The organism is Actinomycetospora lemnae (assembly GCF_028737315.1).
GTDB classification, from domain to species: domain Bacteria; phylum Actinomycetota; class Actinomycetes; order Mycobacteriales; family Pseudonocardiaceae; genus Actinomycetospora; species Actinomycetospora lemnae.
In genome coordinates this window covers 268,984-295,731 of the sequence record NZ_JAQZAO010000006.1, presented here as the reverse complement: position 1 = coordinate 295,731, position 26,748 = coordinate 268,984, and the positions used below count along the sequence as shown (strand labels likewise).

Below are 26,748 nucleotides of genomic sequence, written 5' to 3'. Positions count from 1 at the left end.
CCTGTCCTTCCCGCCCCGCCACGCAGGAAGATGCACCGTGAGGAGGTGCCGTGCACGCCGAGCAGCCCGAGGTGATCGGCCGCGCCGACGAGCGCGCAGAGCTCGCCGACGCCGTCGACCCGCGCCGGCGCGACGGCACCGTGACGGTCCTCGCCGGCGAGCCGGGCAGCGGCAAGTCGACGCTGCTCGACGAGGTCGCGGCGGCGTCGACGCGCCGGGTGCTGCGCACGGTCGGGGTCGAGGGCGACGCGGCGCTCCCGTTCGCGGCGGTCGCCGACCTGCTCCTCCCCCTCATGAAGCACGCCGACGGGCTGCCCGACGTGCAGCGCGAGGCGCTCGAGATCGCGCTCGCGCTGCGCCCCGGCGTCGTCGAGAGCCCGCTCGCGGTCTGCACCGCCGCGCTGGGGACGCTCGCCGCCGCGGCCGACGACGAGCCGCTGCTGCTCGTCGTCGACGACTTCCCGTGGATCGACGCGCCCTCCCAGCAGATCCTGCTGTTCGTCGCCCGGCGTCTCGGGACGGAACGGATCGCGCTGCTGCTGTCGGTGCGCTCCGAGGTGCCCGTCGACCCCGCGGTGTGGCGGCTGCCGACCATCGAGCTCGGCCCCCTGACCCCCGACGAGAGCCGGGCGCTCGTGGCGGCGCTGCCGGTGCGGGCGTCGCCGCGGGTCGTGGAGACGATCGTCGAGCGGTGCGCGGGCAACCCGCTCGCCGTCGTCGAGATCGCGCGGGCCGCCGGCCCCGAGCTCCTCGTCGCCGCCGACGCCGCGACGCCGGCGCTGCCGCCCGGCTCGGCGCTCGAGCGCACGTGGTCGGCCGCGATCGACGCGCTGCCGCCCGCGAGCCGGGCCGCGCTGGCGGTGCTCGCCTTCGGCCGGACCACGTCCCGCGAGCAGCTCGACCCCGTCTTCGCCGACCTCGGGATCGCCGACGACGACCTGGTCCCCGCCGAACGCCGGCGGCTCGTGACGCGCGACGGCGACGAGGCGTGCCTGCGCCACGGCCTGCTCCGGCCCCTGGTCGCGGCCCGGACCTCGCGCAGCCTGCGCCGCCGCGTGCTCGACGGCCTCGCCCGACACGCCCCGCCCGACCTCGCCGTCTGGTACCTCGCCGAAGCGCGCGAGCCCCCGGACGACGACCTCGCGGCCCGCCTCGTCGAGGCCGCGCACACCGCCCGGCTGCGCGCGGGCCTCCTCGCCGCCGCACGGACCTGGGCGCGGGCCGCCGACTTCACCACCGACCCGGCGGTGCGCGCCGAACGCCTGCTCGCCGCGGCCACCGACTCGTCGCTGTCCGGAGGTGCCGAGCAGGCGGTCCGCTGGTGCGAGGAAGCGCTCGCCATCCGCGACGACGTCGCGTTCGCCGCCGAGGTCGAGGTCGTCCGCTCCCGCACGCTGACCTGGCTCGACCCGACGCGCGCGGTGAACCTCGCCCTCCGGACCGCCGACGCCGTGCGGCCCTTCAACACGCGGGCGGCGGTGCGCCTCCACGGCGAGGCGATCATGCCGCTGACCATGCTGGCGCGGCTGCGCGAGGCGGAGTCGGTGGCCGACCGCGCGCGGGCCCTGACCAGCGACGTCGACATCGTGACGCTCACCGAGATCTGCCACACCTACACGCTGCGCGGACGGTGGGACGAGGCGAACGCCCTGCTCGACGACTTCCTCCGCCGCGCCGACGACGCCGACCCGCTCTGGGACGCGCCGGCGCTGGCCGGCGGCGCGCAGGCCGCCATCTACCTCGAGCGACCCGAGGACGGGCGCCGTCTCGTCAGCCCCGTCGCGAACACCGCGCGGCGGGCCGGCGCTCCGCTGCTCCTGGCCTACGCCCTCGGGGTGCGCGGCGAGATCGACTGGTGGGCCGGACGCTGGCCCGCCGCGTACGCCGACGTCACGGAGGCCGTGGCGTGGGCCGACGAGCTCGGTCAGCGCCACAGCAAGGCCTTCGGCCTGACGCTCCTGGCCCGCCTCGAGGCCGCCCGCGGCGACGTCGAGACGAGCCGCGAGCACGCCGAGGAGGGGCTGCGCATCGCCGGCTCCCTCGGCGTCGCGAGCCTCCACGGCTACGCCGCGGCCGCCCTCGGTGCCGCGGCCCTCGCCGCCGCCGACGTCCCGACCGCGCTGGCCCACCTCACGCGGGCCCGCACCCTCGTCGAGCGCCAGGGGTCCGTCTGCGACGTCGCCATCCCGTTCGCCGGCGACCTCGTCGACGCCACCGCCCGCAGTGGCGACCGGGCGGCCGCCGAGGACGTCGTGGCCTGGGTCGCCGGACACGCGGAGCGCACCGGGTCGGCGTACGCCGAGGCGATGGCGGCGCGCGGGCGCGGCCTGCTCGCCGACGACCACGAGCAGGCCGAGCACTGGTTCGCCGCCGCGCACCGGGCCCACGGCCGTCTGGTCGCCCCGTACGAGCGCGCCCGGACGCTGCTCGCCCAGGCCGAGGTCCGCCGGCGCTGGCGGCGTCCCGGCGCGGCCCGCCCGCTGCTGCTCGAGGCGGAGGGCGCGCTGGCCGCGCTCGGCGCCCGACCCTGGGTCGAGCGCGCCCGCACGGAGCTCGCCGCGACCGGGCACCGCGGCGCCGCGCCCGAGGCGGCGGAGGAGAACAGGCTCGAGTCGCTCACCCCGCAGGAGTTCCAGGTCGCGCGCGCCGTCGCCGAGGGGCTCTCGAACGTCGAGACCTCGTCGGCGCTCTTCGTCTCGCGCAAGACCGTCGAGGCCCACCTGACGCGCATCTACCGCAAGCTCGGCGTGCGCTCGCGGACCGAGCTGGCCGCGGAGTTCACGCGCCGTCGAGATGCGGGTGAGGGACCTCCCTAGTACCGCATTCAACCGTCACCCGTCAGAGTGATCCACGAACACGGAAGGTGCTCGACGGGGAGGTGGGAGCGGTGATCGGCACCGAACGGCCGCAGTTCGCCGGTTTCCACCACTACTCCCCGGCGATCACGGACGTCGACACCAGCGCGGCGTGGTACGAGCGGGTGCTCGGGTTGACCCGGACGTCCGCGCCGTGCCCGGAGGACGAGGGGCCGGACACGGTCGTGCTCTCCGACCCGGAGTCCGGGGTCGCCATCCAGCTGAAGGCCCCGGCCCTCGGCCGACGCTGCAGCCACACCGCCTTCTCGGTGGCGAGCCGGAGGCAGCTCGACGCCTGGGCGACGTGGCTCGACGGCCTCGGGGTCGCGCACGGCGGCGTCGTCGACGTCGCCGAGCCGGAGCCGTACGCCTACCTCGTGTTCCGGGATCCGGACGACGTCCCCTTGGTGCTGGTGCACGTGGGGGTGTGAGTCCAGCTGGCCGCGGAGCGCGGTGCACACGTCCGAGAGGCGCTGGGGGGCGCAGGGCGGCGTGTCGCGGGGACGACGTCGGGGGGGCGTCGGCACCGGCTCCGCGTTCCCGGCTCCGGCGGCTCGGGGGGAGCCGCCGGAGCCGGGCATGCCTCACTCGCCGGTCGGCGCCTGCCCGCGCGACCGGCGGTGAGCGGCTTCCTCCGCCTCGTCGTGGGCCCCGTCACGCGGGGCGGGCACGTCGGGATCCTCCGGCTCGCCCAGCCGGCGCTGCGTGCGGGACGTCCCGCGCTCGTCGGCCTCGACGTGCGCGAGGACCCGGGCCACGACGAGGGCGATGACCAGGCCGACGGCGAACCAGGCCACGACGGCCACCAGTACCCACCACAGCGTCGACATCGCCACGGTCGCCCCCACGGCCGTTCGAGGCCGCCGGGCGACCCCTCCCCGCCCGTCACCCCCCGTGACGAGATGTAGCCCATCATGAGGCCTCTGCGCCTCGATCGGGGCAGCGGTGGTATCACGAAGCGGTGACACCGTTCGACCCCGCGGCTCCCGCTGCTCCCTTCGATGGCCTACGGTGTCGCCGGTGATCGAGCGGGTCCCCGCGTGAGGACGAACCGCCGCGGCTTCCTGGTCGGGAGCGCGCTGGCGGCGGTGGCCCTGGGTGCCTGCAGCACCCCGGACGCGGTCGCCGCCCGCCCCGAGGGGCTCCTCGACCCCCAGCGCCGCCGGGTCGCCGACGCCGTCATCAGCACGTTCGAGAACTCGACGGTCGACCTCCCCTACGCGCAGGCCCAGCGCCTCGGCGACGGCCGGGGCATCACGGCGGGCCGCGCCGGGTTCACCAGCGGCACCCACGACCTCCTGCTCGTGGTGCGGCGCTACGAGGCGAGCGCCGGCGGGGCGACGCCGCTGACCCGGTTCGTGCGACCGCTCGAGCGCATCGACGCCGCCGGGGGCGGCTCGAGCACGCGGGGGCTCGACGGCTTCGAGGACGTGTGGCGCTCGACGTCGCAGACCGACCCGCGGCTCGACCAGGCCCAGGACGCGATCTACGACGACCTCTACTTCCGCCCCGCCCTGGACCTGGCGCGCGGCGCGGGACAGGTCACCGGCCTGGGCCAGCTCGTCGTGCTCGACACCGCCGTGCAGCACGGGCGGGGCGGCCCGGACGGTCTCCAGGCGCTGATCACCGAGACCGGCGCCCAGCCCGACCCCGCCACCTGGCTCGGCCGGTTCCTCGAGGTCCGCCGCGCCCACCTGCAGGACCCGGCGAACGAGGAGACCACCGAGGTGTGGCGGGAGTCGATCCCCCGCGTCGACACCCTCGAGACGCTGCTGCGCGAGCGGCGCTTCGACCTGGACACGCCCCTGACGTGGGACTTCGCCGGCGATCGGTTCAGCCTCGCCTGAGCACCACGAGCTGCTGAGGAGGGCGCTCCGGCGGCGGCGACGCCAGGTGCACCTCGAGCCCGCCCACGCGCCGCAGCTTCTGCCACCCCAGCCGGATGCCGCCCGCCGCCGTCACGACCGACCGGATCACCACCGCGTACATCAGCTGCCGGTAGACGATCTGCTGCAGCGGCAGCAGCCACAGCACCCCCAGCGGCTCGCGCTCGAGACGGAAGGCGATCACCGCCGCCGCGAGCTGCACCCCGAGCACCGCCGACCACGCCACCAGCGTCGTCACGGGGTCGAGGAAGAGCAGCCCGTAGACCAGGAAGATGTCCACCAGCGGCGCGAGCAGCGGCAGCAGCACCTGGAACACCGCGAGGTGCCCCAGCCCCGCGCGCCCGAAGCGACCCGAGGCGCCCGACTCGAGCACCGCGCGCCGGTGCTTCCACATCGACTGCATCGTCCCGTAGCTCCACCGGTAGCGCTGTCGCCACAGCTGGCCGAGGGTCGCGGGCGCCTCGGTCCAGGCCTTCGCGGTCTCCTCGTAGACCACGCGCCAGCCGCCGCGGCAGATCGCCATCGTGAGGTCGGTGTCCTCGGCGAGGGTGTCGTCGCTGACCCCGCCGACCTCGAGCAGCACCCGCCGCCGGAACGCCCCGATCGCGCCCGGGACCGTCGGCATGCAGCGCAGGACGTCGTAGACGCGGCGGTCGACGTTGAAGCCCATGACGTACTCGATGTGCTGCCAGCGCGCGAGCAGCCCGCCGCGGTTCGCGACCTTGGCGTTGCCCGCGACCGCCCCCACCGCCGGGTCCGCGAACGGCTGCACGAGCCGCCCGACGGTCTCCGGCGCGAAGACGGTGTCGCCGTCGATCATGACGATGAGCTCGTGGCGCGCGTGCGCGATGCCCGTGTTCAGCGCCGCCGGCTTGCCGCCGTTGACCTGCCGGATCACCCGCACGGCCGGTAGCCGCAGCCCCTCGACGATCTCCGCGGTGCCGTCGGTGCTGCCGTCGTCGACGACGATCACCTCGACCCGGTGCGTCGAGGCGACCAGCGAGCGCACGGTCGCGGCGATGTTCTCCTTCTCGTTGTAGGCCGGGACGATCACCGACACCGGCGCGGTCACCGGCGGCCCCCACGAGAACCCGGGCCGGTGCCGGCGACGGTGGTGGCGGACGGCGACGACGAGCATCAGCACCAGCCGCGCGACGACGAGGACGCCGACCACGACCAGCAGCCACGTCAGGGCGTCGACGACGACCCCGGCGATCGCGACCAGGCCGATGAGGACGCTGCCCAGGAGGTGGTCGACGGTGCTGACGGGCTGGTTGTCGAGCGGCAGGCCGACCGCGGCCTCCGGGGTGGCGAACCGGTAGCCCTGCGCCTTGAGCTCCGGGATGAGGCGGTCGAGGGCGGCCACGGTCTGGGACCGGTCGCCGCCCGCGTCGTGCAGCAGCACGATCCCGCCCGCGCCGTGCGCCGGGGTCGAGTTGCGGACGATGGCGTCGACTCCGGGCCGCTCCCAGTCGCGGCTGTCGACGTCGGAGAGGACGGTGACGTAGCCGTCGGCGCCGGCCGCGCGGTAAGAGCGCAGGGCGTCGTTGTCCACCGCGTCGGCGGTCGACGAGTACGGCGGGCGCAGCAGGTAGCTCGACTCCCCCAGCGCGCCGGCCAGCACGAGCTGGGTCTCGGAGAGCTCGCGGTCGATGCGCAGGTCCGACGCCGCGGACAGGTCGGGGTGGGTGAAGGTGTGCACGCCGACCTCGGAGCCGGCCGCGCGGATGTCGCGCAGCAGGTCGGGGTGCTGGGCGGCCATCGAGCCGACGACGAAGAAGGTCGCGGGCACCTGGTGGCGGCGCAGCACCTCGAGGACCTGCGGGGTCCACGTCGGGTCGGGGCCGTCGTCGAAGGTCAGCGAGATCGTGCGCGCCGGCATCCGCGCGCTCACCGGCGTCTCGCCGCGGGCGTCGACGACCGGCCCGCCGTCGGTGATCGCCGCCGGGACCTCGTCGTGGGCCCGCGTGCCCTGGTGCGCACCGGTGGCGTCGACCCCGACCTGCGACCGGGCGAGCCCGTGCACCAGCAGCAGTGAGCCGAACATCAACAGCGCGACCACGACGAACAGCACGGCGGGGCGGGGACGGAGCCGGCGCCATCCGGAGTCGGTCGTCGGGGCGCGGTGCGGGTGGCGCACCGGCGGGAGGCCGCGGGCGGGAGGTGCCGCGGAGCGGTGACGGGACACGCTCACGCCCCGATGGCGAGCACGTCGGCGGTGGCCGGGTCGGTCACCGTGGTGCTGGGCGTCGGGGTGGTGGTGCTCCCGGTGCCCGTGGTTCCGGGCGTCGGGGTGCCCGTGGACGGAGTCCCGCCACCGGTCGCGCCGTCGGTCGTGCCACCCGTGCTGCCGCCGGTCGCGCTGCCCGTGCTGCCGCCGCTGGAGGCGCCGCCGCCCGTGGTCGTGCCGCCCGGGGACGACCCGCCCGAGGACGGCCCGCCCGACGGCGTGCCGGTGCCGCCGGCGGTCGAGCCGCCCGTCGTGCCCGGCGTCGAAGCGGCGCTCGGCCGGGGCTGAACCGCGGGCGCGGGGGCGGCCGCCGGCCGGGGCGCGCCCGCCGCCGCCCGCGGCGTGACGTCCCGCAGCGGCACCAGCGAGGACCGAGCCGGCGCGGCGACGACGCGGTCGGCCGCGTCCCGCTCGCGGTGCGGCACCGGGCGCGACCCGTGGTCCTGCGTGTCCGCCACCTCGACCACAGGCCCGGCGCCCTCGATCGGCTCATCGGACGCGTCGTCGACGCCCTCGTCCACGGTGGCCGGGCTCGGCGTCAGCGCCGCGCCGGTCGTGTGCAGCGACCCGGCACTCGAGCCGAGCGTGATCCCGAAGGCCGCGAGGTACGCGGTGGCCGCCGAGGCCCCGAGGTAGCCGATCACCGTCACCCCGCGGCGGCGCCGTCCCGTCGCGTCCACGAACACCGGTCCGCGCGGGCGTTCTGCCTCGCTCATGGCCATCCCCCGTCCACCGAAGCACTGAGCGGTCGGACCCCGTGTGGGTCTCGCTCGACCACTCATCGTCATCGGAATGACGGATTGCTACGGAGAAGTAGCCACTCGTTCGGGTGATCCGACCGTCATGGGACGGCGGACCGGTGACGCTCAGGCCCCGAGATTGATGTTGAGGTCGATCCCGAGCAGGACGAGGGGCCACAGGAACATGGCCAGGAGGAAGGACAGCAAGGAGGAGAAGTCGGTGATCCCGTAGCCGTTGGACAGGGCCACGACCACACCGATGATCAGGTAGAGAACGGTCCCCAACGAGAGACCGCGGCGTTGGCGCATGCCACTCCTCACCTCGACGGCGTCCCCGGCGCACGAGCGCGACCGCGGTCGAGTCACCTTGGCCTACGGGCCGCGACCCGCCGTGTCCGCCACGCCGACGCCGCGCCCCCGACCCGAAACCCCCTCAGTCGTACTCCGATCGCGTGACGTCCGCGTGATCCGCTCGTTGTCCGGATCACAGACGGCCCTCCGGCGGCGCGATCGCGCCGCGCCGACGGTGAACCGGGCCGGCGGAAGGGCACACGGTGGCACCGATCGGACCCCTGCGGCGCGGACTCGTCACGTTGGTCGCCGCGGTCGGCCTGACGGCTCTCGGCCTCCCGGCCGCGCTCGCGGACAACGGCGACGGTCCCGGAGGCGGCGGCGGTGGTGGCGGCAACGGCGGCGGGACCGGCGTCGTCGAGTACGTCAACATGGGCGACAGCTACAGCGCCGGGAGCGGCGTCCTGCCGCCCGCGCCCGGCGCGCCGCCGCAGTGCCTGCAGTCGGCCCGCAACTGGGGCCACGTCCTCGCCGCGCGCTGGGGCATCGAGAGCGACGCCTTCACCGACGTCTCCTGCGGCGCGGCCGAGACCCGGCATTTCACCGAGGCCCAGTACCCCGGCGTCCCGCCGCAGGTGGAGGCGCTCTCGACGTCGACCGACGTCGTGACGATGACGATCGGCGGCAACGACAGCGGCGTCTTCATCGGCACCATCCAGGCCTGCACGACCGCGGCGGCACTGACCCTCGGTAGGGGCAACCCCTGCGAGGAGCAGAACGGCGACCGGTTCACCGACACCATCGAGGACGTCACGTACCCGTCGCTGGTCGAGGCGCTCGAGACGGTCAAGGCCGCGGCGCCCGACGCGCGGATCGCGATCGCGGGCTACCTGCAGATCCTCCCCGAGGAGGACGGCTGCTACCCGGTCATGCCCGTCGCGCGCGGCGACGTCCCGTACATCAACGACATCCAGGCCACCCTCAACGACGCCGTCCGCCGCGCCGCCGAGGCCACCGACGTGACCTACGTCGACGTCACCGCGGCGTCCCAGGGCCACGACGCCTGCCAGCCGATCGGCACCCGCTGGGTCGAGCCCGCGGTCGCCGGCACCAACCCCGTCGTCGTGCACCCCAACGCCCTCGGCGAGCAGGCCATGGCCGACCGGGCCGCCGAGGAGCTCGGCCTCCGCGAGCCGGTCCGCACCCCGGACGCCCCGCTCGCGGTCGGCGGTCCGTGACGCAGCCCTAATCGCGAGGGCGACGGAGCAGCGGGGCGTACAGCACCGCCAGGAGGACGGTGATGACGACCGCCGGCAGGGTGACCAGCGCGAGGTCGTCGAACGGCGGACGGGTCACCAGGGTGGTCCCGCCCAGGGCGAGGAGGCCGGCGAGGACGCAGGCGATCGAGCCGCGCCGCGCACGGACCACCCCGCTCGGCAGGAGGAAGCCCTCCCGCGCCCACCGCCGGAGCAGGAGCGCCCCGTACGCGGAGATCAGCAGGGCGAACGGGGCGAAGAGCCCGAAGACCAGGTACAGCGGGCCGGGCGGGTACGACGAGAAGGTCGGCATCCGACCGTAGGCCCGGAGCAGCAGCACGACGGTGACGACGGCGGCCACCCCGGTGACCACGGCGACGACGGCCGCCACGGCACGGATGCGCCCGGACCGGTGCTCGCCGACCCACTCCCACTCCTCCTCGGGAGCGATCACCGGTTCGGCCTCCACTCCGCGCCGTCGCCGTCGGTGACGCTCGCGTCGGCCATCGCCGCGGAGGCCGTCGGGTTCGGCGCGGGCCAGGTGGCGCCGACGTCGTGGAGCGACTGCGCCATGGCCCGCTGCTCGGTCGCGATGCGATCGGTCATGGCGTTCAGCTGCTGGACGGCGATCGCGATCGCCGAGGCACCACCCGTGACGGCGATGAGCAGGGCGCCGATGGCCGCCGGGATGCCGACGACGGACACCGCCGCCACGACCGCCGCGGCGAAGGTGAAGCCCAGGAGGACGAGCGCGGCGACGATCGCCAACCAGAACGCCTCGATCTGGTCGGCGAGGGCGTTCAGCGACGTCGCCAGGGCGAGGCACTGGGCCTTCATCGCGGTCAGCTGGGCGCCCTGCCGCGGCACGAGGGCCTGGTAGGCCGCCGCGGCACTGCCCTCCCACTCGATGGTCGCGCGCATCCGGTCGAGACCGACGGTGCCCGCCGTCGTGCCGAGGTCGTTGCCGATGACCTGCCAGCCCATCGCCGCCTGGCGCAGCCGCTCGGGGTCGCCGGGCTGGTCGACGAGCTGCTGGACGCGGTCGAGCAGCGGCTGCACCTGCGCCTGGATGTCCCGGACCCCCTGGCGGATCGCCTCCATCAGCTCGGGCGAGATCAACACCGGCCCGCCCGGGCTGCCCGGAGTGCCGACGGGGGCGACTGCGGCCTCGCGCAGGGCGTCGTCGACCGCGGCGAAGAACTCGCGGATCCCCCGCCGGAGCTCCTCGAACTCGGCGCGCGCGTCGTCGACGACCGTCACCGCGACCTACCCGTCGCCCGCGCGGAACCGGTGCGCGCCCGCCGCGTCCTCGCGGTCGTACGTGTCCGCGGCGGCGGTGAGGGTGTCGGCGAGCGCCGAGAAGGTCTGCCCGCCCTGGTCGAGCAGCGCCTCCATCCGGGCGCGGACCTCCTCGTAGGTCCGGTCGAGGCCCGCGTCGACTCCCCAGAGCGAGAACGCCGCCGGCGCGACGAGCATCCCCTGCACGTGCGGTCGGCGTCGCTCGAGCTCGCCGGCGGCGCCGCGCCACACCGCCGCGTCGGCGCGCAGCGCCTCGAGCTCGACGTCGACGCCCTCCTCGGGGGAGGTCACGGCCGCATCCCGGCCGCCCGGACGAGCAGGGCGGGGTCCGCCGCGAGCTGCCGGAGCGCGACCGCCGCCGGGTGCGACGGTGCGTGACGCAGCGCCTCGGGTACGGCGTCCCGACGCAGCCCGGCGAGCACGTCGGTGAGCTCGTGCTCGAGGTCGCGCACCTGGGCGCCGCCGGCCCACGCCACGTCGACCTCCACCGCGGTGACCACCCCGCCCCCCGCGGTCCCGGCCACGTGCCCGCCCGCGCTTCTCCGCATCACCACCCGGTGCGCCAACGACGCCGCCGCGGCCGTGTACCGGTCGCGGTCTCGACGAGCCTCGGCGAGCAGGCGCGCGAGCGAGCCCTGCCAGGGGGCGAGGTCGGGAGCGGTTGGCTCCATCGGCGGGGTCGGCGGGGCGTGCCGGCTCTGCTCCAGCGCCCGCGCCACCGCCCGCCCCGTCGCCACGACGACCTCGCCGCCCAACCGACGCGGGTCAACCGTGGCCTGCCAGTCCTGGACCACGGCCACGCGCACCGGGTCGAGCTCGACGTGGACGACGTCGGTCCGGGACCTCGAGGCAACCGGAGCAGGCCGCGACGGAGCCGACACGGCGAACTGCTCGAACTCCTCGTCGCTCAGCCCCGCACAGCCCCACCGCCGCTCGTCCACGCACCTCCCCCTCCCGCGCGTCACAGGGTCGCCCGGAGCGTGACACAAGGACGATCTCCGGGAGACCCGATCGCGCGAAGTCGTCGACGGTCTCGCGCTAAAGCCGTGGGGCCGTCTTCACCTCTCCCACCACTGGGACTCCTGCCACTCGAGCCACGCGTCGTCGGTGAGCAGTTCGAGGTGCACCGGCGTGAGCGCCTCGCTCGCGACCAGGACCTCGACGAGCGCGGCGGGCGACAGGGCGGTGCCCTCGGGTACCAGGCCGTGGCGCAGCACCTTCGCCCGCAGCCCCTTGAGGTGCTCGTGGACGCGACCGGTCAGCGTCTTGCGCACCGACTCGTCGACATCGAACTCGCGCACCAGGTGCCAGCTGTTCGTGACCTCGAGGATCTGCCGGGTGAGCTGAGGGACCGGCAGCGGCGTCACGGCGGCCGCCGCATCCTCCAGCCGCGGTCGGCAGAGCATCAGCGCCGTGAGGAACTCCTTGGTGTCGGTCCTCAGGCGGAACGGTTGGTGCGTCGTGGAGAGGGCCACGTTGAGCGCGCTGCCGGCGGCGACCTCACCCCCACCCACCTCGACGGTCACGAGGAACGGCGAGCCCGGCCAGGACGGCCCGGCGATGGTGGCCGTGCCACTCGCGAGGAAGAAGCCGGTGGTGGGTCCGGACGCCGACCGGCTGGGCAGGCGGGCGGTCGTGGCGGCGGCGGTCACGGTCAGACCGTGGGTGCGGCTGACGTTGGCGATGACGACCCCGAACCCGTTCCAGGAGAGGTGCACGGCTCGGCGTGACAGCCGCGCCTCCTGCGGGAAGCTGATGTCGCAGCCGGCGTCGCGGCCGATGGTGAGGTGGCGACGGGCGGTCAGCACCGCGCTGTGGCCGTCGGTGCCCGCCACGCGCGCCAGGGCATCCCCGACGAGGGGCTCAGCGGTCACGGGTCGGCCGCCTCACTCGGCGCCGGTCAGCGCGACCGCCTGGATCGGCCCGTTCGGACCCTGCGCGGTCCCGGTCGCCGGGTCGAGCGCCGGTGCCGGCGTCGAGACCCCGTTGGTCTGGCTCAGCCCGACCTGCGAGCCGTCGGCCAGCACGATCCAGCCGGTGCGGGTGTTCTCCGACCGCGCCTCGTAGAGGCCGGCCGGCGCGGGTGCCAGTTGGGCGGAGAACGGCAGCGTGCGACCACCGACGGTCATCGTCCCGAAGGCGGCCTCGTCGGTGACCGTTCCGGAGAGCACGGCGCCCTTGGCGTTGCGGAGGCGGACCTCGCGGTTCTGGATGTCACCGTCCAGCCATGCCTCGACGGACTCGCCGTCACAGATGTAGGCGGCCACCTGGCCGTTCCTCGTGGCGACGGCGACGGTGATTTCGTTGTTGCTGGTCCGGCCGGCGAAGACCCCGTCGACGGCAGGGATGGGCGCCGCCACCGGCGCTGCCGGCACCGACGCCGGCGCCGGCGCGACCTCCGCCGTCACGGTGTCGGCGCGGCTCTCCCCGGGCGAGGCGACGTAGTCGACGACGACGACGGCGGCGGTGATGGCCGCCGCCGCTCCGAGGGCCGCGGCCGCCGTCGCGAGCGGCCGGCGCCGCGGGCGCGCGGGGGACACCGGCGCCGGTGGCTGTGGGGGCGCGGCGGGTGCCATCGGCGGTCGGGCCGTCGGCGCGTCGGGCGACACCGCCGGCTTCGGTGCGGGTGCGGCGTCGCCCGTCGAGGCGGCCGCGGCGGGGGTGGCGCCGAGCCCCGGCCCCGCGGCGTCCTGCTCGATACCCCTCGCGTCCTCGGGTTCTGCTCCGCTCGCGGGGGGCAGCGTCGAGGGCGCGGCGGCCGCTCGCACGTCAGCCGGCGCCGGGTCGGCCGTCGGGATGAGCGCCTCCGGGAGGACCGCCGGTCCGACACCGTCCTCGACCTGCCGGCCGGCGAGCGCGGCGCGCGCGTCCGCCGCCATGGCGGCGCAGGTCGGGTAGCGGTCGTCGGGCGACTTCGCCATGGCGCGGGCCACGACGGCGTCCAACCCCGCCGGCACGCCGGGCACGGCGTCCGACGGCTTCGGCGGCGGGAGGTAGATGTGCGCGTGCAGGGCCTCGGGGAGGCTCTGCACCGGGAACGGCCGGTCGCCGGTGAGCATCTCGTACAGGACGCAGCCGAGGGAGTAGATGTCGGCGCGGTGGCCCGCCCGGCGGCTGGTGAACCGCTCGGGCGCGATGTAGTCGAGGGTCCCGGCCACTGCGTTCGTGGTGCTCAGCGAGGTGTCCTCCCCGCCGACCTGGGCGACGCCGAAGTCGGTGAGGTAGGCGAAGCCGATCTCGGAATCCGCCTCGTCGAGGACGAGGAGCACGTTCGACGGCTTCACGTCGCGGTGGACCAGCTCGTCCCGGTGCGCGGCGTCGAGCGCACTCGCGACCTGAGCGAGCACGTCGACCGCCACCGCCGGCTCGAGGGGTCCGCGGCGGCTCAGCAGCGCGGCGAGGTCGGAGCCCGCGACCAGACGCATGTCGATGAACAGCCGCCCGTCGATCTCGCCGAAGTTGTGGATCGGGAGGACGTGCGGGTCGTTCAGGCGCGCGGCGACCTCGGACTCCGTGCGGAATCGCCGGCGGAACGTGTCGTCCCGGGCTAGGACGGCCGGGAGGCGCTTGAGGGCCACGGTGCGCTTGCGCTTCGTGTCGTAGGCCCGGAACACCTCGCCCATGCCGCCGCGTCCCAGCAGCTCCTGCAGGACGTAGTCGCCGAACGGCTCGTTCTCCATGGTGTGCGCCCCCCGCGGCGTCGGTTCCGAACCGGTGTCCGCGGGGGCATCGCCCATCTCGGTGTCGCCGTTAGCCACAACGGAGGGTCACGCGCATCGTCCGACCGAAGTCAGTCGAACGGAGCATCGATCCAGGCGTTCGCGGCCCTGGCGCGACCCGACGGTCTCGGTGCCTCAGCCCTGGGTCCACCAGCCGGTGCAGACGTACGGGCTCTGGTCCGGGACCTCGTACTGCGGCTCCCCCGACGGCGCGCTCAGCGGCTGGTGGTAGCTCACGCCGCACACGCGGATCGACACGGGCCCGGTGGCGTCGTACACCCCGGTGTGTGTCACCCCGGAGAACAGTTGCGTGGTCGTCTCCGGCTGCTGCTCCCACGTGGCGCCGCCGTCGAGGGACCGGTCCACCCAGACCTCGTGCACCTCGAGGCTGAGCGGGTCGTCCTGCGCGGAGATCAGGCCCCAGGCGCAGCCAGGCATCGTGTCCGACGCCCGGACCGACACCGTGAGCCCGTCGTAGGCGCCGCCCCGCAGGGTCTGCTCCCGGACCGTGGTGAACCCTCGATCCGCGAGCTCGGTCGCCTGGTCCCGGTCGCCCTCCCGGCACGAGTCCGGCGGCGGCTCGGTAGGTCCGGCCTCCCCGGGCTCGCCGACCTCCCGCGCCAGGGCGTCCGCCGTGAGACCCCCGACGTTGCCGTCCGCGGGCAGTCGGCGCCAACCCTGGAAGTCCAGCACGGCCGTCCGCGTCGCCGGTCCGAAGAACCCGGTCTCGGGCAGTGCGTAGTCGGGGTCGACGGCGTTGAGGTCGCGCTGCAGCCTCTCGACGCAGCTGCTCGTCTGGCCCTCGAGCAGGAGAGGGCAGCCGGGGTAGCTCCTGTTCTCGGTGTCGTCGGCGGCGGCCGGGCCGGCACCGCCGACGAGCAGCGCGGCGGTGACGGCGGCGACGATCCCTCGGGCGAGTCTCGTGCTGGTGATCGCGGACATGGTGACCTGCCTTCGCGGTCGGAGTGGTGCGACGCGACGGACTGTGGTCATCGGGCGGGTCCGGGACGACCCCCGAGCCCAGGGGTTGCCGACGAGAGGAATCGCTGGTCAGGCCCCTCCCGTACGCACCGCCGGATCGCCGGCCGAGCACCGACCACCCCCACGCTCGGGGATGGGTCGCGGCGGATCCGCTGCCTAGCGTTCCTCCCCGACGGAGGCCGATCGGGTCTCCACAGGAACGCCCGGACTCGGGCGGAGGGGGACCCATCATGGATCACGTCCGGGCCGGCTCGCTGCACACCGCCGACACCTTCGTGCCGGGCCACGCCGTCGGTCCCGTCCACGCCGTGCCGGGCCCGGACGCGGTCAGGACCGAGGCCATCGCCGCCCCGCTGGATCGCGGGCCGTGGCGGGCCGTGGTGGCCGACGCGCGTCGTTCCCTCTCCCGGGAGGTCCTCCTGGGCGCCGCCGCGGCGCTGGCCGGGTCGGGATCGTCGCCGGGCTCGTGCTCGTGGCGGCCCCCGAGGCGGAGCCGGGACCGGCTCCGGCCCCCATCGCGGTGGGGGTCGGGGCTGAATGCGACGACGTGGCCCGCACCATCACCGGCGGTGTCGTCGTGCACCGCGACGGCGACGTGCGGGTCGGCAAGGTCGAGGTCCGCACCGCCGACGTGTGCGGTCCGGACGCCTCCCCGGCGGTCGGGCGGTGACGCCCGGCCGCCGGCCGGCGGTCTCCCCGCCGCCGGTCACCACCGCGATCTGTGATCAACAACGTTGTCGGGGGTGGGCTCTACCGTCATCGACGTGAGCATCGACCACGACCTGCGGCCCGGCCTGGCGGCCGAGCTGCCGGAGTGCGCGCTCGACGCGCGGCTGGTCGACCGGCTCGACGAGGTCGCGCCGGCGTCGCTCACGGGGGAAGACCTCGCGGCCTACGTGCGCGCCCGCTGGCAGCTGCAGAGCCGGGCCACCGCGCAGCTGCTCGAGGCGCTGCACCACCTGGGTCGCGCCGAGGCCGCGCGCACCGAGCGGCGCTCCGGGCTCGACGAGTTCTCCGGCGACGAGGTCTCGGGGCTGCTGGGCTGGTCACGCACGATGTCGGCGCGCAAGCTCGACCTGGCCGACGACCTGCTGGTCCGCCTGCCCGAGGTCGGCGACGCGCTCCACGAGGGCCGCATCGACGAGCCCAAGGCCCGCACGTTCTGCGAGTGGACCAGCGACCTGTCCGACGACCACGCCCACGCCGCCTGCCGCCTCGTGCTGCCCGAGGCGCCGGAGCTACCGGTGGGCGCGCTGCGCGAGCGTCTCGAGCAGGTCGTGCTCGCCCTCGATCCCGACTGGGCCGAGCGGCGCCGCAAGCGCGCCGAGTCGCGGGCGAGGGTGCTGCTGTCGCCCAACCCGTCGGGCACCGCGAACCTGTCCTTCTGCGACGCGCCCACCCCCGACGGCATCGCTTCCCAGGCGCGCATCGACGCGCTCGCCGCGGCGGTGCGCCACCTCGGGGTGCTCACGCCGATCGGGGCGCTGCGCCTCCAGGTCGGGATGCGGCTGCTCGACGGCTCCACCGCCGGCATGACCGACCGCGACATCGCGCTCCTGCTCGCCGCCGAGTACCACGCGGAGCCGTCCCCCACGGAGGATCGGCCCGCCGAGCCGTCCGACGACGAGGGCGGCGACGACAAGGACGGGCCCGACGACGACCCCGGCCACGACCCGGACGATGGGCCGGGCGACAGCCCCGACGACGGGCCCCTCGACCCCGACGGAGACGCTGGCCCCGCTGCCGACGACGCTCCTGCCGATTCGTCCCGCCGCCCGACGCCCGGGCAGGGTCGACTCGAGCTGCCCGGCCTCCCGGACGATCCGGAGCCGCCCGGGCCCGCGATGCCACCTGCGGCCCTCGACCGCACGCCGGGCTGTCTGCGTCAGGGCTCCGTCGAGGTCCGGTTGCGCCTCACCACCGCGCTCGGGCTCGACGAGCTCCCGGGCAGCGTCACCGGCTACGGCGCGGTCCTCCCCCACGACGCCCGCGCGCTGCTGTGGGGCCACCGCCACGGCGAGTGGCGCGTCGTGCTCACCGACCCCGACGGCCGGCTCGACCAGGTCCTGCTCGCCCGCCGCCGCCCCGCGCGACATCCCGGCCCCCGCGGCCGGCACCGGACGCGGGGGCACGGCAGTCGACGCACCGCCGCGATCGTGGAGCTCCAGGTCCCGACGACGGTGCTCGCCGGCCTGCGCCCCGACGACCACGGCGTCTGGGCGCCGCTGCTCACCGAGCTCCAGCAGCGTCTCGCCGAGCGCGGCCGCCACGACCACGACCGACCTGGCCGCCCACCCGACGCCGACGCCGGCCTCGACGAATGGGCCCGACGACGCCCCGGCGTCGAGGTCGACCGCTGGACCCGCACCCGCGATCGCCACTGCGTCGCGCCCGCGTGCCGCCGGTCCGCCCACCGCGCCGACCTCGACCACACCCGCGACCACGCCGTCGGCGGGCCCACCGCGACGTGGAACCTCGGCGCCTGGTGCCAACACCACCACCGCGCCAAGCACCACGGCGGCTGGCGGGTCCGCCAGCCCGCGCCCGGTCGCTTCGTCATCCGCACCCGCGCTGGCGTCACCCACACCACCGCGCCCCGCCGCGTCCTCGAGCCCCTGCCCACGCCCTGCCCGACCGCGCAACCGCGACCCCTGCCAGACGACGGGTGGGACGACCACCCCGAGCCACCCGACCCCGACTGGCTCACCAAGGTCGCGCCGAAGGCCGCCACAACCCTGCAGCGCGCGCCGCGAGCCCGGACGTCGCGCACCGACCTCCCGGACGAGCCGCCCTTCTGACAGTGAGGCCGCCCAACGCGCCGCGACGAAGCCTCGGCCTCCGCGCGGACCTCACCGGACGCCCCCGGCGCCACTGCCACCGCGCCGGCTCGGAGAGGACGGCGCGACGAGCCGGTCCTCAGAACAACCTCAACGACCTGCGCTAACAGGCCGTCGCCAACCAGTGTGAAGCCTTACGCCCGCAACACGTCCCGGTCCGCGCGCACAACCCATTGCCTACCTCCCCCGATGAACCTCCTCATCGGCCTCCAGACGTCCATGCTTGAGCTTCCACCCGCCAATCTCGGTCCCGACTCAATCTGCTCTCTCAGCCGTTCCTGTTGCCGCCCTGAAGATGCGCTGCGTGCGGCTGCGAACCACCTACCACAACGTGTCTTTCGGCGCCTAGTAGGGAAGCGACACAACGAGGCCGTACCCATGCTGGCCGCGAAGCCCCTGCTGGGAAGGACGACTGACACGATAAGAGCTACCTGAGAGCGAGAGCCTACGGGGTCTAGTCTGACGCAAAGCAGCAATACGCCGAATCTCGTCCACTTTAGCAGCCTTGTGGTTTGAGGAGCCAGCACGAGATGCAGGCGCCCATTTGCAGGCTCTCCCTCAGGGCTCGACCAGCCGCAACGCGGTCTAGCCCTCTACCGAAGAACGCCGAAAGACCTATAGCGCAGAGCTCCGCGGCAGATCGAGTACAAGTACACCCCGGGGAGCACCAGGAAGCCAGCAGACTCGCGGTCGAATCGGGGCCGCAGCGCGCGCGGGCCTTGATAGCGAAATCTATAAAGGGTCGAGCACCCCCAGGCAAGTACCGCACATGTAATCGTACTCCGACCACGTCCCAGTATAGTCGACACGACGGCAGAGAGGATGCTCAAACCGTAGATAAGACACACATAGTGCATCGGGCGAGGGATAGTAAACCTTCCCAGATTTCGCATCTCTATCGACCGCCGATAGCGCACTCGATGCTTCTTGTGAAGTAGCGCATCAAGCTCGTATCGCCTCGTGTGCCGGGTTGCATCGCGGAAGCTAACAAATTGAACCGGATGCTCGACGACGACGTCTGGCGCCACTCGCACATCGAATCCCGCATCTAAAACTCTAAAAGCAAAATCGCTATCTTCACGAAAATAGAGACCGCGGACGCTGTCAAAGAAGGCTGGATCGTACCCGCCCACAGCGTCATAGACTTGGCGACGAAGAACCAGATTGCAAGGGATGAATGCCGGCGGCCTCGTAGCGTCATCCTCGAACCTGCGGACGGAGCGGTCGGTGCCGACGTATACGGTCCGACCATCTACAACGTCCGCACCCGAATCGATATACCGCAGAGAGCGCTCTAGCCACTCAGGCCCAACCACGACATCATCCTCGGTGAACGCCAGAATCCTACCCCTAGCTTTCGAGATACCGAGGTTGCGAGCGTTAGAAGGTCCAAGATGCTCGGCTGCAATGACATACAGCTCGAAGCGAGACTCGTATCCTACGAGTGACGCGACAGTACCATCGGTAGAACCGTCGTCAACTACAACCACTTCAAAAGTAGCCGCGACCGTTTGCTCATCAAGCGATCGCAGGCAGGCCTTGAGCGCCGCCTTTCGGTTGTAGGTTGGTACGATTACCGACACGTCAACATCAGCCACCAAAGTTCTCCCTCCTCAGTTCAGCCCGTCGCTACGTGACAGCGGCTCCCGACCGCTCCCGCCCAAGCAAGGTGGAAACTGAGACCTCACCTTGCTCAGCGAGTAGATCGCGCTCACAGTCGAAGCGCCCGCGAGACCAACGACCGCCCCGAGACCGCCAGCCACAAGGGCCCCGCCAACACTCGCAACCGCAACGACGGGAGACGAGATCGCCATGACACGAAGACTAGTTCGCGCGCTTCCAGATACGCGAAACGCGATCTTCGCCCCTAGCAACGCACCTCGCGCAGCCCAATAGAGCGCAAGGATCAGGAGTATCTCACGGGCTGAAGCGAACGTATCTCCCAGAATCGCGGCGCCTGCGGCAGGTGGGAGAGCAATCAAAACCAGGCTCCATGCTATGGGGAGCACCGCTAGTAGGCCAGCTAGTCCACCAAGCTTCTTCACTAGCCGATGATCTCCAGTGTCGCGAGACTTCGCACCCTCACTTATCGCGAAGCCAGACATCGCTAGGAAGAGAATGCCGACCGGACCTAGTAGAAGCCTAGCGCCATTTAGCGCGCCCAGCGCAGCCAGCCCGCCGATCACACCCACAAGAAGCAAGACCAGTTGAAGCCCCCCAGCGTCGAGGAGGTACTCGAGCACAAAACGTGGCGCCAGATGGCGGTTGGATCGCAGCCACTGAACGCAACTAGCGAAGCTTGGCCATACGCCTGTCTGTAGAAGCCCTACAACTGCGCTGACTGCACCTCCAGTAGCCCAGGCCAACATGGCACTCACTGGTCCCCAGCCGGCAGCCCAGACGCTGACGACGCCAGCAAGTGCAAGAATCGCCCACAGACCATCATTAAAGGCGGCCGCCCTTGTACGTCCCGCTGCAACTAAGCAGAACCGGCACGAGTCTTGAACCAGAACGACCAAGACTGCGAAACCCCCGACGAGCAAGTAGCTCGACAAGGTGGGACCTGCCAGCGTGGCGCAGATCAACAGAACCAGTGACCCGCCCAGGCCCACACCGACGCCCGTACTGATCGCGCCTCTGCAGGCCCGGCGAAGGTCGTCACCGGCTGCTCCGCTGAACCTGACCAGGAGCGGTTCCAGCGCCAGCGGCCGGAGCAACTCTAGGAGCGCGTAAATGACGGCAAAGGCAACACTAAACGAACCGAACTCGGAAGTCGTTGCCAAGCGGGCGACTGAGATAGAAGCGAGGAAGTTCGTGAAGCTCGAGGCTACCTGATCCACCAGCATCCAGCTGGCCCGCCTCACTCCAGAGGGCGCTTCAGGAGGCACTCTTCCACGTCCTCTGCGTACGGTCATCCGCGTGCGGAGTACGTCCGAGTCCAATTGGGTGCGATAGCGCCACGCCAACTAGGAAGAAAGGAACAACCGTCCTACCAGCGAGCCAGAATATATCGAAGGCACCCATGAAGACGGTCGCCAACAGAGTGGCTTCTGCCGCCAGAGCATATTCACCTTTCCCACGGCGAACGACACCAACTACTCCGATGACGAGCCCCACGAAAGCTAGCAGGCCTACCACTCCCGATTCAGCTAAGGTCTGGACCAGGATGTTATGGGGATTAGGTGGACCGCCATCTGGAAACTCCTCGGTGAATGGCACCGGGAAGTTAACCTCTGGGTCCAAGTAGTACTTCAACCCGTTCCCAAGAAAGGGCGCTCGACTCCAGTCGCCAAGGGCGTGCTCCCAGTACGACAGTCGTTCGGTTGTTGAGCTCAGGGACACATCCGCCGGAACCTCTTGTTCCGCTTCCAACGACAGAACGGACGTGACCGCAAGAATCCCGCCCCCTATAAGGGGAAACATCAGTCGGCGACGCTGAGCAGCACTGACCACGCATACGTAGGCGACTCCAACTGCCAACGCGATGATCCCCGCGCGCGCTTGGGTGGACAGCAGTCCGCTGAACAGAACGCCGAGAGCCAATAGCCTCGGTGCTCGAGGCAACATCCTCGGCAGGAGCAGGAGCAGGAGAATCCCAATAGAGATCAACCCGCCTGCATGATTCTTGGTGACGCCAAGGGGATACGCTGGCCCACCTTCCAAAGAGAATGCTTGTACATCCGCCGCAATCGAAAAGGTAACCGCTACCAGGATGAAGAGGCGAAGCGCGACAATCTGGCCCCGTCGGTTGGCGCAAATCGCGCCAGCCAGGACAGAACCGACAACTAAGAATACTCGGTGGGCATATTCCGCTATCGCGCCCAGCGTTGGATGCGCAAGCACCGGAGCAGCCATTAGAGCCAGGTACAAGCTAAGTACCAGCCAGAGTAGGGTCAAGCCACGCACCACGGCAACCCGCGTAGCTAGAGTTGCCAGCACGACCAACAGAGCCAAGTCGGCGACACTGATGCTGAGCGACTCCGGGCCGACCCGATAGGTCAAGAACGCGACCGGTAGAACCAGCGCCGCGAGCATCCCGGGCCAGAACACTCCGACGAGTATCGTGGACAGCCCTACTCCAAGTACGAGTGCCCCAAGGGCAGAGATCGACGACACCACACCCGCAAGGGCGGCCGCCAGGAACGGCAGACCTCGCCGCGCTTTCGTCAAGAGAGCAGCGTCCCACGGCTTCTCGGACAACGTCGACTTCGACTGCAGCACATCACGACCCGCGCAGTTGCCTTGGCCGTAGTTGCTGCTCACGTCCTGCGGTACTGTCAATGCTAACCTTCGGCCACAACGAATCCGACCAGTTCGTGTCCAGCTGCGTGATGTCCACGGACGGTCTCCCGGAGCGCCGCTTCGTCGGTGCTGCCTAGGTCAACGAGTAGGACCACCGCCTTAGCTGCGTCTCCCAGCAGTGGTAGATCTTCGGCTACGCACGCTATGTAGCAGACACCCCACCATCGCGAGCACTCCAAGAAGGCCTGCTGAATTTCGGGCACCGCGAGCAACGCAACATTGTCGTCGTCCGGATTCCTCGGTACGAACCAAAGGTTCGCGACGGAGGTTCGCTCAGGAGGTAGCGCAATCTCACGGACACTGGTCCAGCCTCGACTCAAGCCGGCAAGTCCAGCAGCGGGTGCGTTCTCCGCATTCAGCATCTCGTCGGCTTCAGGAAAGTTCATTGTCGTGAACAAGACGACCGAGCGGCCGCGAGCCGCCGTGCCGAGCGCCACATTCAGCGCCGCTAGTCTGTTTACGTTCGTCTCACCAACGCTGCAAAGAACATGCGTACGGGACCTGGCTAAAGTGAGAGCTCGTCGAACGGCATCCAAGCCCTTCGAATCGAGGACATTCGACGGCTCTTCACCTTGATCTTCGCACTTTTTTGTCAGCTCGCTTCTATCGACGCGCGCGAGGACCGGAAGACCTACGACGCTACTGAGCTGACGCTCCGTCTCGACGAACATACTCGTGGAGAGTCGTGCAACAATAATGGCGACACCGATCACACCGCCAATTCCTGCTGCCAGCATACTCTGTATGGCCGCTAGTAGGTAGAACGAGAACGATGAAGGAGCCTGTGGAGGATCGATAACGGAGACACCGCCCGTCCTAGAGCGGGCCGCCCCCTCGACAATACTGAGGTCCGTCAGGAGCTGAGACCGCTGAGCATCCAAGGTTGATTGTGTGCCCGCATTCACTCTCGCGTTGTCCCGCGCTTGTTGGTTCCTGGCCAACTCTTGAGCAACGTATTCTCGGTACTGGTCAATCTCGGTCTGCTGCGCCTTGACTCGCTCAGACCTATAGATGTTGAGTATGGCCTCCGTCCGGAGCATCGCCTCTTCGGGCGTGGGCCCCCTCACGGTGAGCTGCAGTATTCGAGTGTTGGTGATCGGCGTTGCTTCGACAGAGTCGGCGAGTTCCCTGAAGTCGGCGCCTACCCCTCGGCCCGCCGCGGCAAGGATCGGCTCGGAGACCACCACTCGCGACTCCGTCTCGAGGTCGGCCCTCGTCTCCTGGCCGGACGACTCCGAGGGGTTGGTCGAAGCCAACAAGAGGCTCGCCCGAGATGTGTAACCTGGACCCGCAAGCACTAGGTAGGCGGTCCCAGCAAGTAGGGCAACAAGTGCGCATGCCAAGACCGTCCGCCACCGACGAGCGACGTCGCTTACAGTTACAGGCTTGAAACGTCGGTCGGTGCTGTCTGGGATATACCGCTCGGCCAGAAAGCCGGGCGCGCGGGCGGTGCCGTCAATGGGCCCAAGCTGCTGCGTAGGGCTATCCGTCGCGCCGTGACGAGGGCTCCTTCGGCCGGTGCCGTCGGCAGTTGGAGGTGCTACACGTGAGGGTCCATTGTCAGGCATCCGCCTGCACCTCCCACCTCGCGGGTGGCCCGCCCGACCTCGGCGCACCGATGCTTGCCCCCCGCCGGTACCCCGCGATCATCTCTTCTACTGCCGCCGCCATCTTCTCTTTGAAGACAGCTGGTGCAAATCGTTGAGACGAACTACTAACTTCAGTCGCTGGTAGGCTGCTCTCGACAGCGACCCTCGCTAGGTGCGCCAGCGCGCTAGAAGTCGGGCGCTCCATCAGCCAACCATTCTGACCTGGTTCAACAATATCGAGGGCTCCGCCTCGGGCGAGCGAGATCACCGGGGTGCCGCAGGCGATCGCTTCTGCCATTGTGATGCCGAAATCCTCGTCTGCAGGGAAGACCAGCGCCGTCGCATGACGATAGAGCTCTCTCAACTCTGATTTCGAAACACCTCCTCGAAATGACACATTGGGGGTTGCGGTAGCCCGAAGCCGCGCACTGAGGTGCCCTTCGCCTACGACCACCAAGCGGTACGGTAGATCGGCGAACGCCTCTACCGCGAGATCTGCACGCTTGTACGAGACGAGCCGTCCGACGTAAAGGAAGTACGGCTCATGAATCTTGGAGCCGGTCGTCGGCGAGAAGTAGTCCACGTCAACGGGCGGATGAATAACACTTGCAGCGCGACCGTAGAATTTCTCTATCCGTGTAGCCACTGCGCTCGAGTTCGCTACATACTTTGTTACGGTCTGAGCCTTCCGTCTGTCCCACCGCCGGAAGGCACGCATCAGCTGCTTGGCAAGGCTTCGCGATCCGACGGGAAATCTGTGCTTCTCACTCTCGAAATCCCACGCGTAGCGCATCGGCGTATGACAATAGTTCAATTGAGGAACATGCGGGTGCACTCGAATGGCGTGTGCGCACGCATGACTGCTGCTTACGACTGCGTCGACTTCGGATACTTGTCCGACCATGCGCCACGCGAGGGGCATCACTGGGAGGTAGTACTCGTAGTTCTTGGACGCGCGGGGCGCGCGCTGCAGCGGCGACTTGCGCACCTGACGATTCTGGAGAAAGGGCAGCGGCGGATCAGCGGCGACTGAGGTTATCAGAGGCGCATCGGGGTACAGTTCGAGCAGTTGTTCAACTACCCTCTCGGAACCTGCATATTTGATTGTCCAGTCATGGGCGACGACGACGGCACGAGCCACGCAGGCCTCCTAACAGCCAGATTATTTTATCGGTCTTTTGCGAGTACCGCTTCCGACAACGTACGAGCAATGATCTTCGTGTCCAGCCACAACGACCAGTTCTTGATGGTAGTAGTTGTCAAATCGCGCGCGATCAGATATTGGAGTATCTCCGCGTAATCCACTTACTGTGCGAGCCCAGTCAGGCCGGAAGGGACGCGGTGCCGATAGGCATACCGCGTGTACTCGGCCGAGAATTTCTCCACGAAGTGTGGCCGTTCCGGGCGTGGGCCAACGAGGGTCATGTCACCACGCAAAATGTTCCACAGCTGCGGGAGCTCGTCGAGCGAGGTCCGCCGGATGATCTTTCCGATCGGCCCGACACGCTTGTCCGTTCCGATGTTCCACTGCGTCGCCGATTCGGTTTGCGTGGTCGGCTTCATCGACCGGAACTTCAAACACTCGAAGGTTCGGCCGTCGCGGCCCACGCGCTCCTGATGAAAGATGATCCCCGGACCGCCCTCGAGTCTTACAGCGAGGGCGCACGCCAGGAGGACCGGCGACAGGAGCAGCAGGGCCGCAGCGCACACCACCACGTCGAAGGCTCGCTTGATGCGCCAAGCGACGCCGGACAGTGACGGGTTGCGGATCCGCATCACCGGGATCGATCCGACGTGGTCGGAGAGGCCAGTCTGAGTGTGGAAGGCGTGCAGCCGCGGCACCACGAGCAGGTCGCAGGACGCGCAGTCGGGCTTGCGGACGTAGTCGAGGAGCTGGAGCTCGTCGAACTTGCCCTCCGTGACCAGCAGAACCTCGATGTCGTTGGCCGCGACCACCAGTTCGAGGTCGTCAATGGCTCCGAGATGCGACGTGACGAAGGACGCGTCGCAGCGGTCGCCGTCGTCGACGAAGCCAGCCACCGAGAGGCCGTAGCGCGGGTACCGCTCGAGCAGCGTGGCCATCTCGGCCGCGAGCTCGCCGCCGCCGATGAGGACGGTGCGGTGCGCGACGACGACGCGCCGACGCGCGTTGAGGATGACGGCCGTGGTGACGAACCGGCCGGCGACGAGGAGTCCGATGCTGGTGGCGGCGAGGCCGAGGAAGTCGATGGCAGCGATTGCGTCGTGCCGCAGGACGAACGCGAGAGCCACGATCGCTGTCGCGATGAGACCTCGCGAGACGAGACCCGGGAGCTCGTCGAGCACGGAGAGGTGGAGCTTGGCCCGGTAACGGCCGCGGCCGACGAGCAGGCCGATCGACACGACCGACAGGGCCGTGAGGGCCGGGAAGGCGTGGGGGGCCCAGAGCACCGGCGCGAGCAGCGTGGCCGCGTCGACCGGGACGACGAGCATCCATGCCTCGAGGCCGCGGGCCGACCGGGTGCCGGCGAGCGGCTTCGGGTTCCTCGGCGGCTGCGCTCCTAGGTACTCGGACTCCCGCACGCTGTGCAGGTGCGTGGCGGGTGCGTCGTCCCCCCACCAGCGCGCGGCGAGCGCACCGGACCGATTCCCCACGGCAAGACCCCCCATGTCCGCCTGCTGAGCGCCCGCGAAGGCGCCCCCAACCCCCGAGCCGCGACGAGACGTGCACGGCGGCGGGCCGGCTCGTCGAGACTGCGGGCAGTTACATTCCCCGATCAGTCC

At 71.0% G+C, this 26,748-nt stretch carries 22 protein-coding genes; 6 read left to right on the top strand and 16 right to left on the bottom strand.

What is annotated here, in order from left to right; translation table 11 throughout:
* The first annotated feature begins 50 nt into the window (after positions 1–50).
* Both PGB27_RS15925 and PGB27_RS15920 read left to right on the top strand, forming a co-directional pair.
* Complete coding sequence (locus tag PGB27_RS15925) at positions 51–2,816, top strand: LuxR family transcriptional regulator (protein ID WP_274201353.1); 2,766 nt, start codon at positions 51–53, stop codon at positions 2,814–2,816.
* 71 nt (positions 2,817–2,887) lie between these two features.
* Entirely contained in the window at positions 2,888–3,286 is a 399-nt protein-coding gene (locus PGB27_RS15920; RefSeq protein WP_274201352.1) for a VOC family protein, read from the top strand.
* A 153-nt stretch (positions 3,287–3,439) separates the two neighbouring features.
* Here PGB27_RS15920 and PGB27_RS15915 read toward each other — a convergent pair whose 3' ends face one another.
* Positions 3,440–3,703 carry a hypothetical protein gene (locus tag PGB27_RS15915; RefSeq protein ID WP_274201351.1) on the bottom strand — a complete coding sequence of 88 codons (264 nt, stop codon included), beginning with the start codon at positions 3,701–3,703 and terminating at the stop codon, positions 3,440–3,442.
* 192 nt (positions 3,704–3,895) lie between these two features.
* Between PGB27_RS15915 and PGB27_RS15910 the strand changes: the two genes are divergently transcribed.
* Positions 3,896–4,702, top strand: a complete 807-nt coding sequence (locus PGB27_RS15910) for a chitosanase (RefSeq protein ID WP_274201350.1) — start codon at positions 3,896–3,898, stop codon at positions 4,700–4,702.
* Here the strand turns inward: PGB27_RS15910 and PGB27_RS15905 are convergent.
* From PGB27_RS15905 to PGB27_RS15895, 3 genes are all read right to left on the bottom strand, one after another.
* Positions 4,689–6,935: a bifunctional polysaccharide deacetylase/glycosyltransferase family 2 protein gene (locus PGB27_RS15905; protein WP_408630076.1), complete on the bottom strand. Its 2,247-nt coding sequence runs from the start codon at positions 6,933–6,935 to the stop codon at positions 4,689–4,691. The two genes, PGB27_RS15910 and PGB27_RS15905, sit on opposite strands and share 14 nt — an antisense overlap.
* Positions 6,932–7,687 (bottom strand): hypothetical protein, encoded by a 756-nt coding sequence (locus PGB27_RS15900; RefSeq protein ID WP_274201349.1) that lies wholly within the window; start codon positions 7,685–7,687, stop codon positions 6,932–6,934. Before PGB27_RS15900 ends, PGB27_RS15905 begins: the two co-directional genes overlap by 4 nt.
* A gap of 150 nt (positions 7,688–7,837) precedes the next feature.
* Positions 7,838–8,020 carry a hypothetical protein gene (locus PGB27_RS15895; RefSeq protein ID WP_274201348.1) on the bottom strand — a complete coding sequence of 61 codons (183 nt, stop codon included), beginning with the start codon at positions 8,018–8,020 and terminating at the stop codon, positions 7,838–7,840.
* A gap of 245 nt (positions 8,021–8,265) precedes the next feature.
* Here PGB27_RS15895 and PGB27_RS15890 point away from each other — a divergent pair, with 245 nt between their 5' ends.
* Positions 8,266–9,240, top strand: a complete 975-nt coding sequence (locus tag PGB27_RS15890) for an SGNH/GDSL hydrolase family protein (protein ID WP_274201347.1) — start codon at positions 8,266–8,268, stop codon at positions 9,238–9,240.
* Between the two features lie 7 nt (positions 9,241–9,247).
* Here PGB27_RS15890 and PGB27_RS15885 read toward each other — a convergent pair whose 3' ends face one another.
* The 7 genes from PGB27_RS15885 to PGB27_RS15855 all read right to left on the bottom strand — a co-directional run bounded on the left by PGB27_RS15885 (position 9,248) and on the right by PGB27_RS15855 (position 15,218).
* Positions 9,248–9,712 (bottom strand): hypothetical protein, encoded by a 465-nt coding sequence (locus tag PGB27_RS15885; protein ID WP_274201346.1) that lies wholly within the window; start codon positions 9,710–9,712, stop codon positions 9,248–9,250.
* Positions 9,709–10,518, bottom strand: a complete 810-nt coding sequence (locus PGB27_RS15880; RefSeq protein ID WP_274201345.1) for a WXG100-like domain-containing protein — start codon at positions 10,516–10,518, stop codon at positions 9,709–9,711. The genes PGB27_RS15885 and PGB27_RS15880 overlap by 4 nt, the downstream gene beginning before the upstream one ends.
* A gap of 6 nt (positions 10,519–10,524) precedes the next feature.
* Positions 10,525–10,848, bottom strand: coding sequence for a hypothetical protein (locus PGB27_RS15875; protein ID WP_274201344.1), 324 nt, complete (start codon positions 10,846–10,848; stop codon positions 10,525–10,527).
* On the bottom strand, positions 10,845–11,498 hold the full coding sequence (locus PGB27_RS15870) for a hypothetical protein (RefSeq protein WP_274201343.1): 654 nt from the start codon (positions 11,496–11,498) through the stop codon (positions 10,845–10,847). Before PGB27_RS15870 ends, PGB27_RS15875 begins: the two co-directional genes overlap by 4 nt.
* A gap of 117 nt (positions 11,499–11,615) precedes the next feature.
* Positions 11,616–12,431 carry an FHA domain-containing protein gene (locus PGB27_RS15865; RefSeq protein ID WP_274201342.1) on the bottom strand — a complete coding sequence of 272 codons (816 nt, stop codon included), beginning with the start codon at positions 12,429–12,431 and terminating at the stop codon, positions 11,616–11,618.
* A gap of 12 nt (positions 12,432–12,443) precedes the next feature.
* Positions 12,444–14,237 carry a serine/threonine-protein kinase gene (locus tag PGB27_RS15860; RefSeq protein ID WP_274201341.1) on the bottom strand — a complete coding sequence of 598 codons (1,794 nt, stop codon included), beginning with the start codon at positions 14,235–14,237 and terminating at the stop codon, positions 12,444–12,446.
* Between the two features lie 174 nt (positions 14,238–14,411).
* Positions 14,412–15,218: a peptidoglycan-binding domain-containing protein gene (locus tag PGB27_RS15855; RefSeq protein ID WP_274201340.1), complete on the bottom strand. Its 807-nt coding sequence runs from the start codon at positions 15,216–15,218 to the stop codon at positions 14,412–14,414.
* A gap of 586 nt (positions 15,219–15,804) precedes the next feature.
* On the opposite strand from PGB27_RS15855, the gene PGB27_RS15850 reads away from it, so the two are divergent.
* Positions 15,805–15,927 (top strand): hypothetical protein, encoded by a 123-nt coding sequence (locus tag PGB27_RS15850; RefSeq protein ID WP_274201339.1) that lies wholly within the window; start codon positions 15,805–15,807, stop codon positions 15,925–15,927.
* A 94-nt stretch (positions 15,928–16,021) separates the two neighbouring features.
* Positions 16,022–18,055 carry an HNH endonuclease signature motif containing protein gene (locus PGB27_RS15845; protein ID WP_274201338.1) on the top strand — a complete coding sequence of 678 codons (2,034 nt, stop codon included), beginning with the start codon at positions 16,022–16,024 and terminating at the stop codon, positions 18,053–18,055.
* A 632-nt stretch (positions 18,056–18,687) separates the two neighbouring features.
* On the opposite strand, the gene PGB27_RS29445 is transcribed toward PGB27_RS15845, so the two are convergent.
* The 5 genes from PGB27_RS29445 to PGB27_RS15825 all read right to left on the bottom strand — a co-directional run bounded on the left by PGB27_RS29445 (position 18,688) and on the right by PGB27_RS15825 (position 26,619).
* Positions 18,688–19,677, bottom strand: a complete 990-nt coding sequence (locus PGB27_RS29445) for a glycosyltransferase family 2 protein (protein ID WP_408630082.1) — start codon at positions 19,675–19,677, stop codon at positions 18,688–18,690.
* Positions 19,678–20,971: 1,294 nt separating this feature from the next.
* Complete coding sequence (locus PGB27_RS15840) at positions 20,972–22,357, bottom strand: O-antigen ligase family protein (RefSeq protein WP_274201337.1); 1,386 nt, start codon at positions 22,355–22,357, stop codon at positions 20,972–20,974.
* 20 nt (positions 22,358–22,377) lie between these two features.
* The gene (locus PGB27_RS15835; protein ID WP_274201336.1) at positions 22,378–23,964 is read right to left on the bottom strand and encodes a Wzz/FepE/Etk N-terminal domain-containing protein; all 1,587 of its coding nucleotides are present in this window, start codon (positions 23,962–23,964) and stop codon (positions 22,378–22,380) included.
* Positions 23,957–25,126, bottom strand: a complete 1,170-nt coding sequence (locus tag PGB27_RS15830) for a glycosyltransferase (RefSeq protein WP_274201335.1) — start codon at positions 25,124–25,126, stop codon at positions 23,957–23,959. The genes PGB27_RS15835 and PGB27_RS15830 overlap by 8 nt, the downstream gene beginning before the upstream one ends.
* 164 nt (positions 25,127–25,290) lie before the next feature.
* Positions 25,291–26,619, bottom strand: coding sequence for an exopolysaccharide biosynthesis polyprenyl glycosylphosphotransferase (locus PGB27_RS15825; protein ID WP_274201334.1), 1,329 nt, complete (start codon positions 26,617–26,619; stop codon positions 25,291–25,293).
* Between the last annotated feature and the right edge of the window lie 129 nt (positions 26,620–26,748).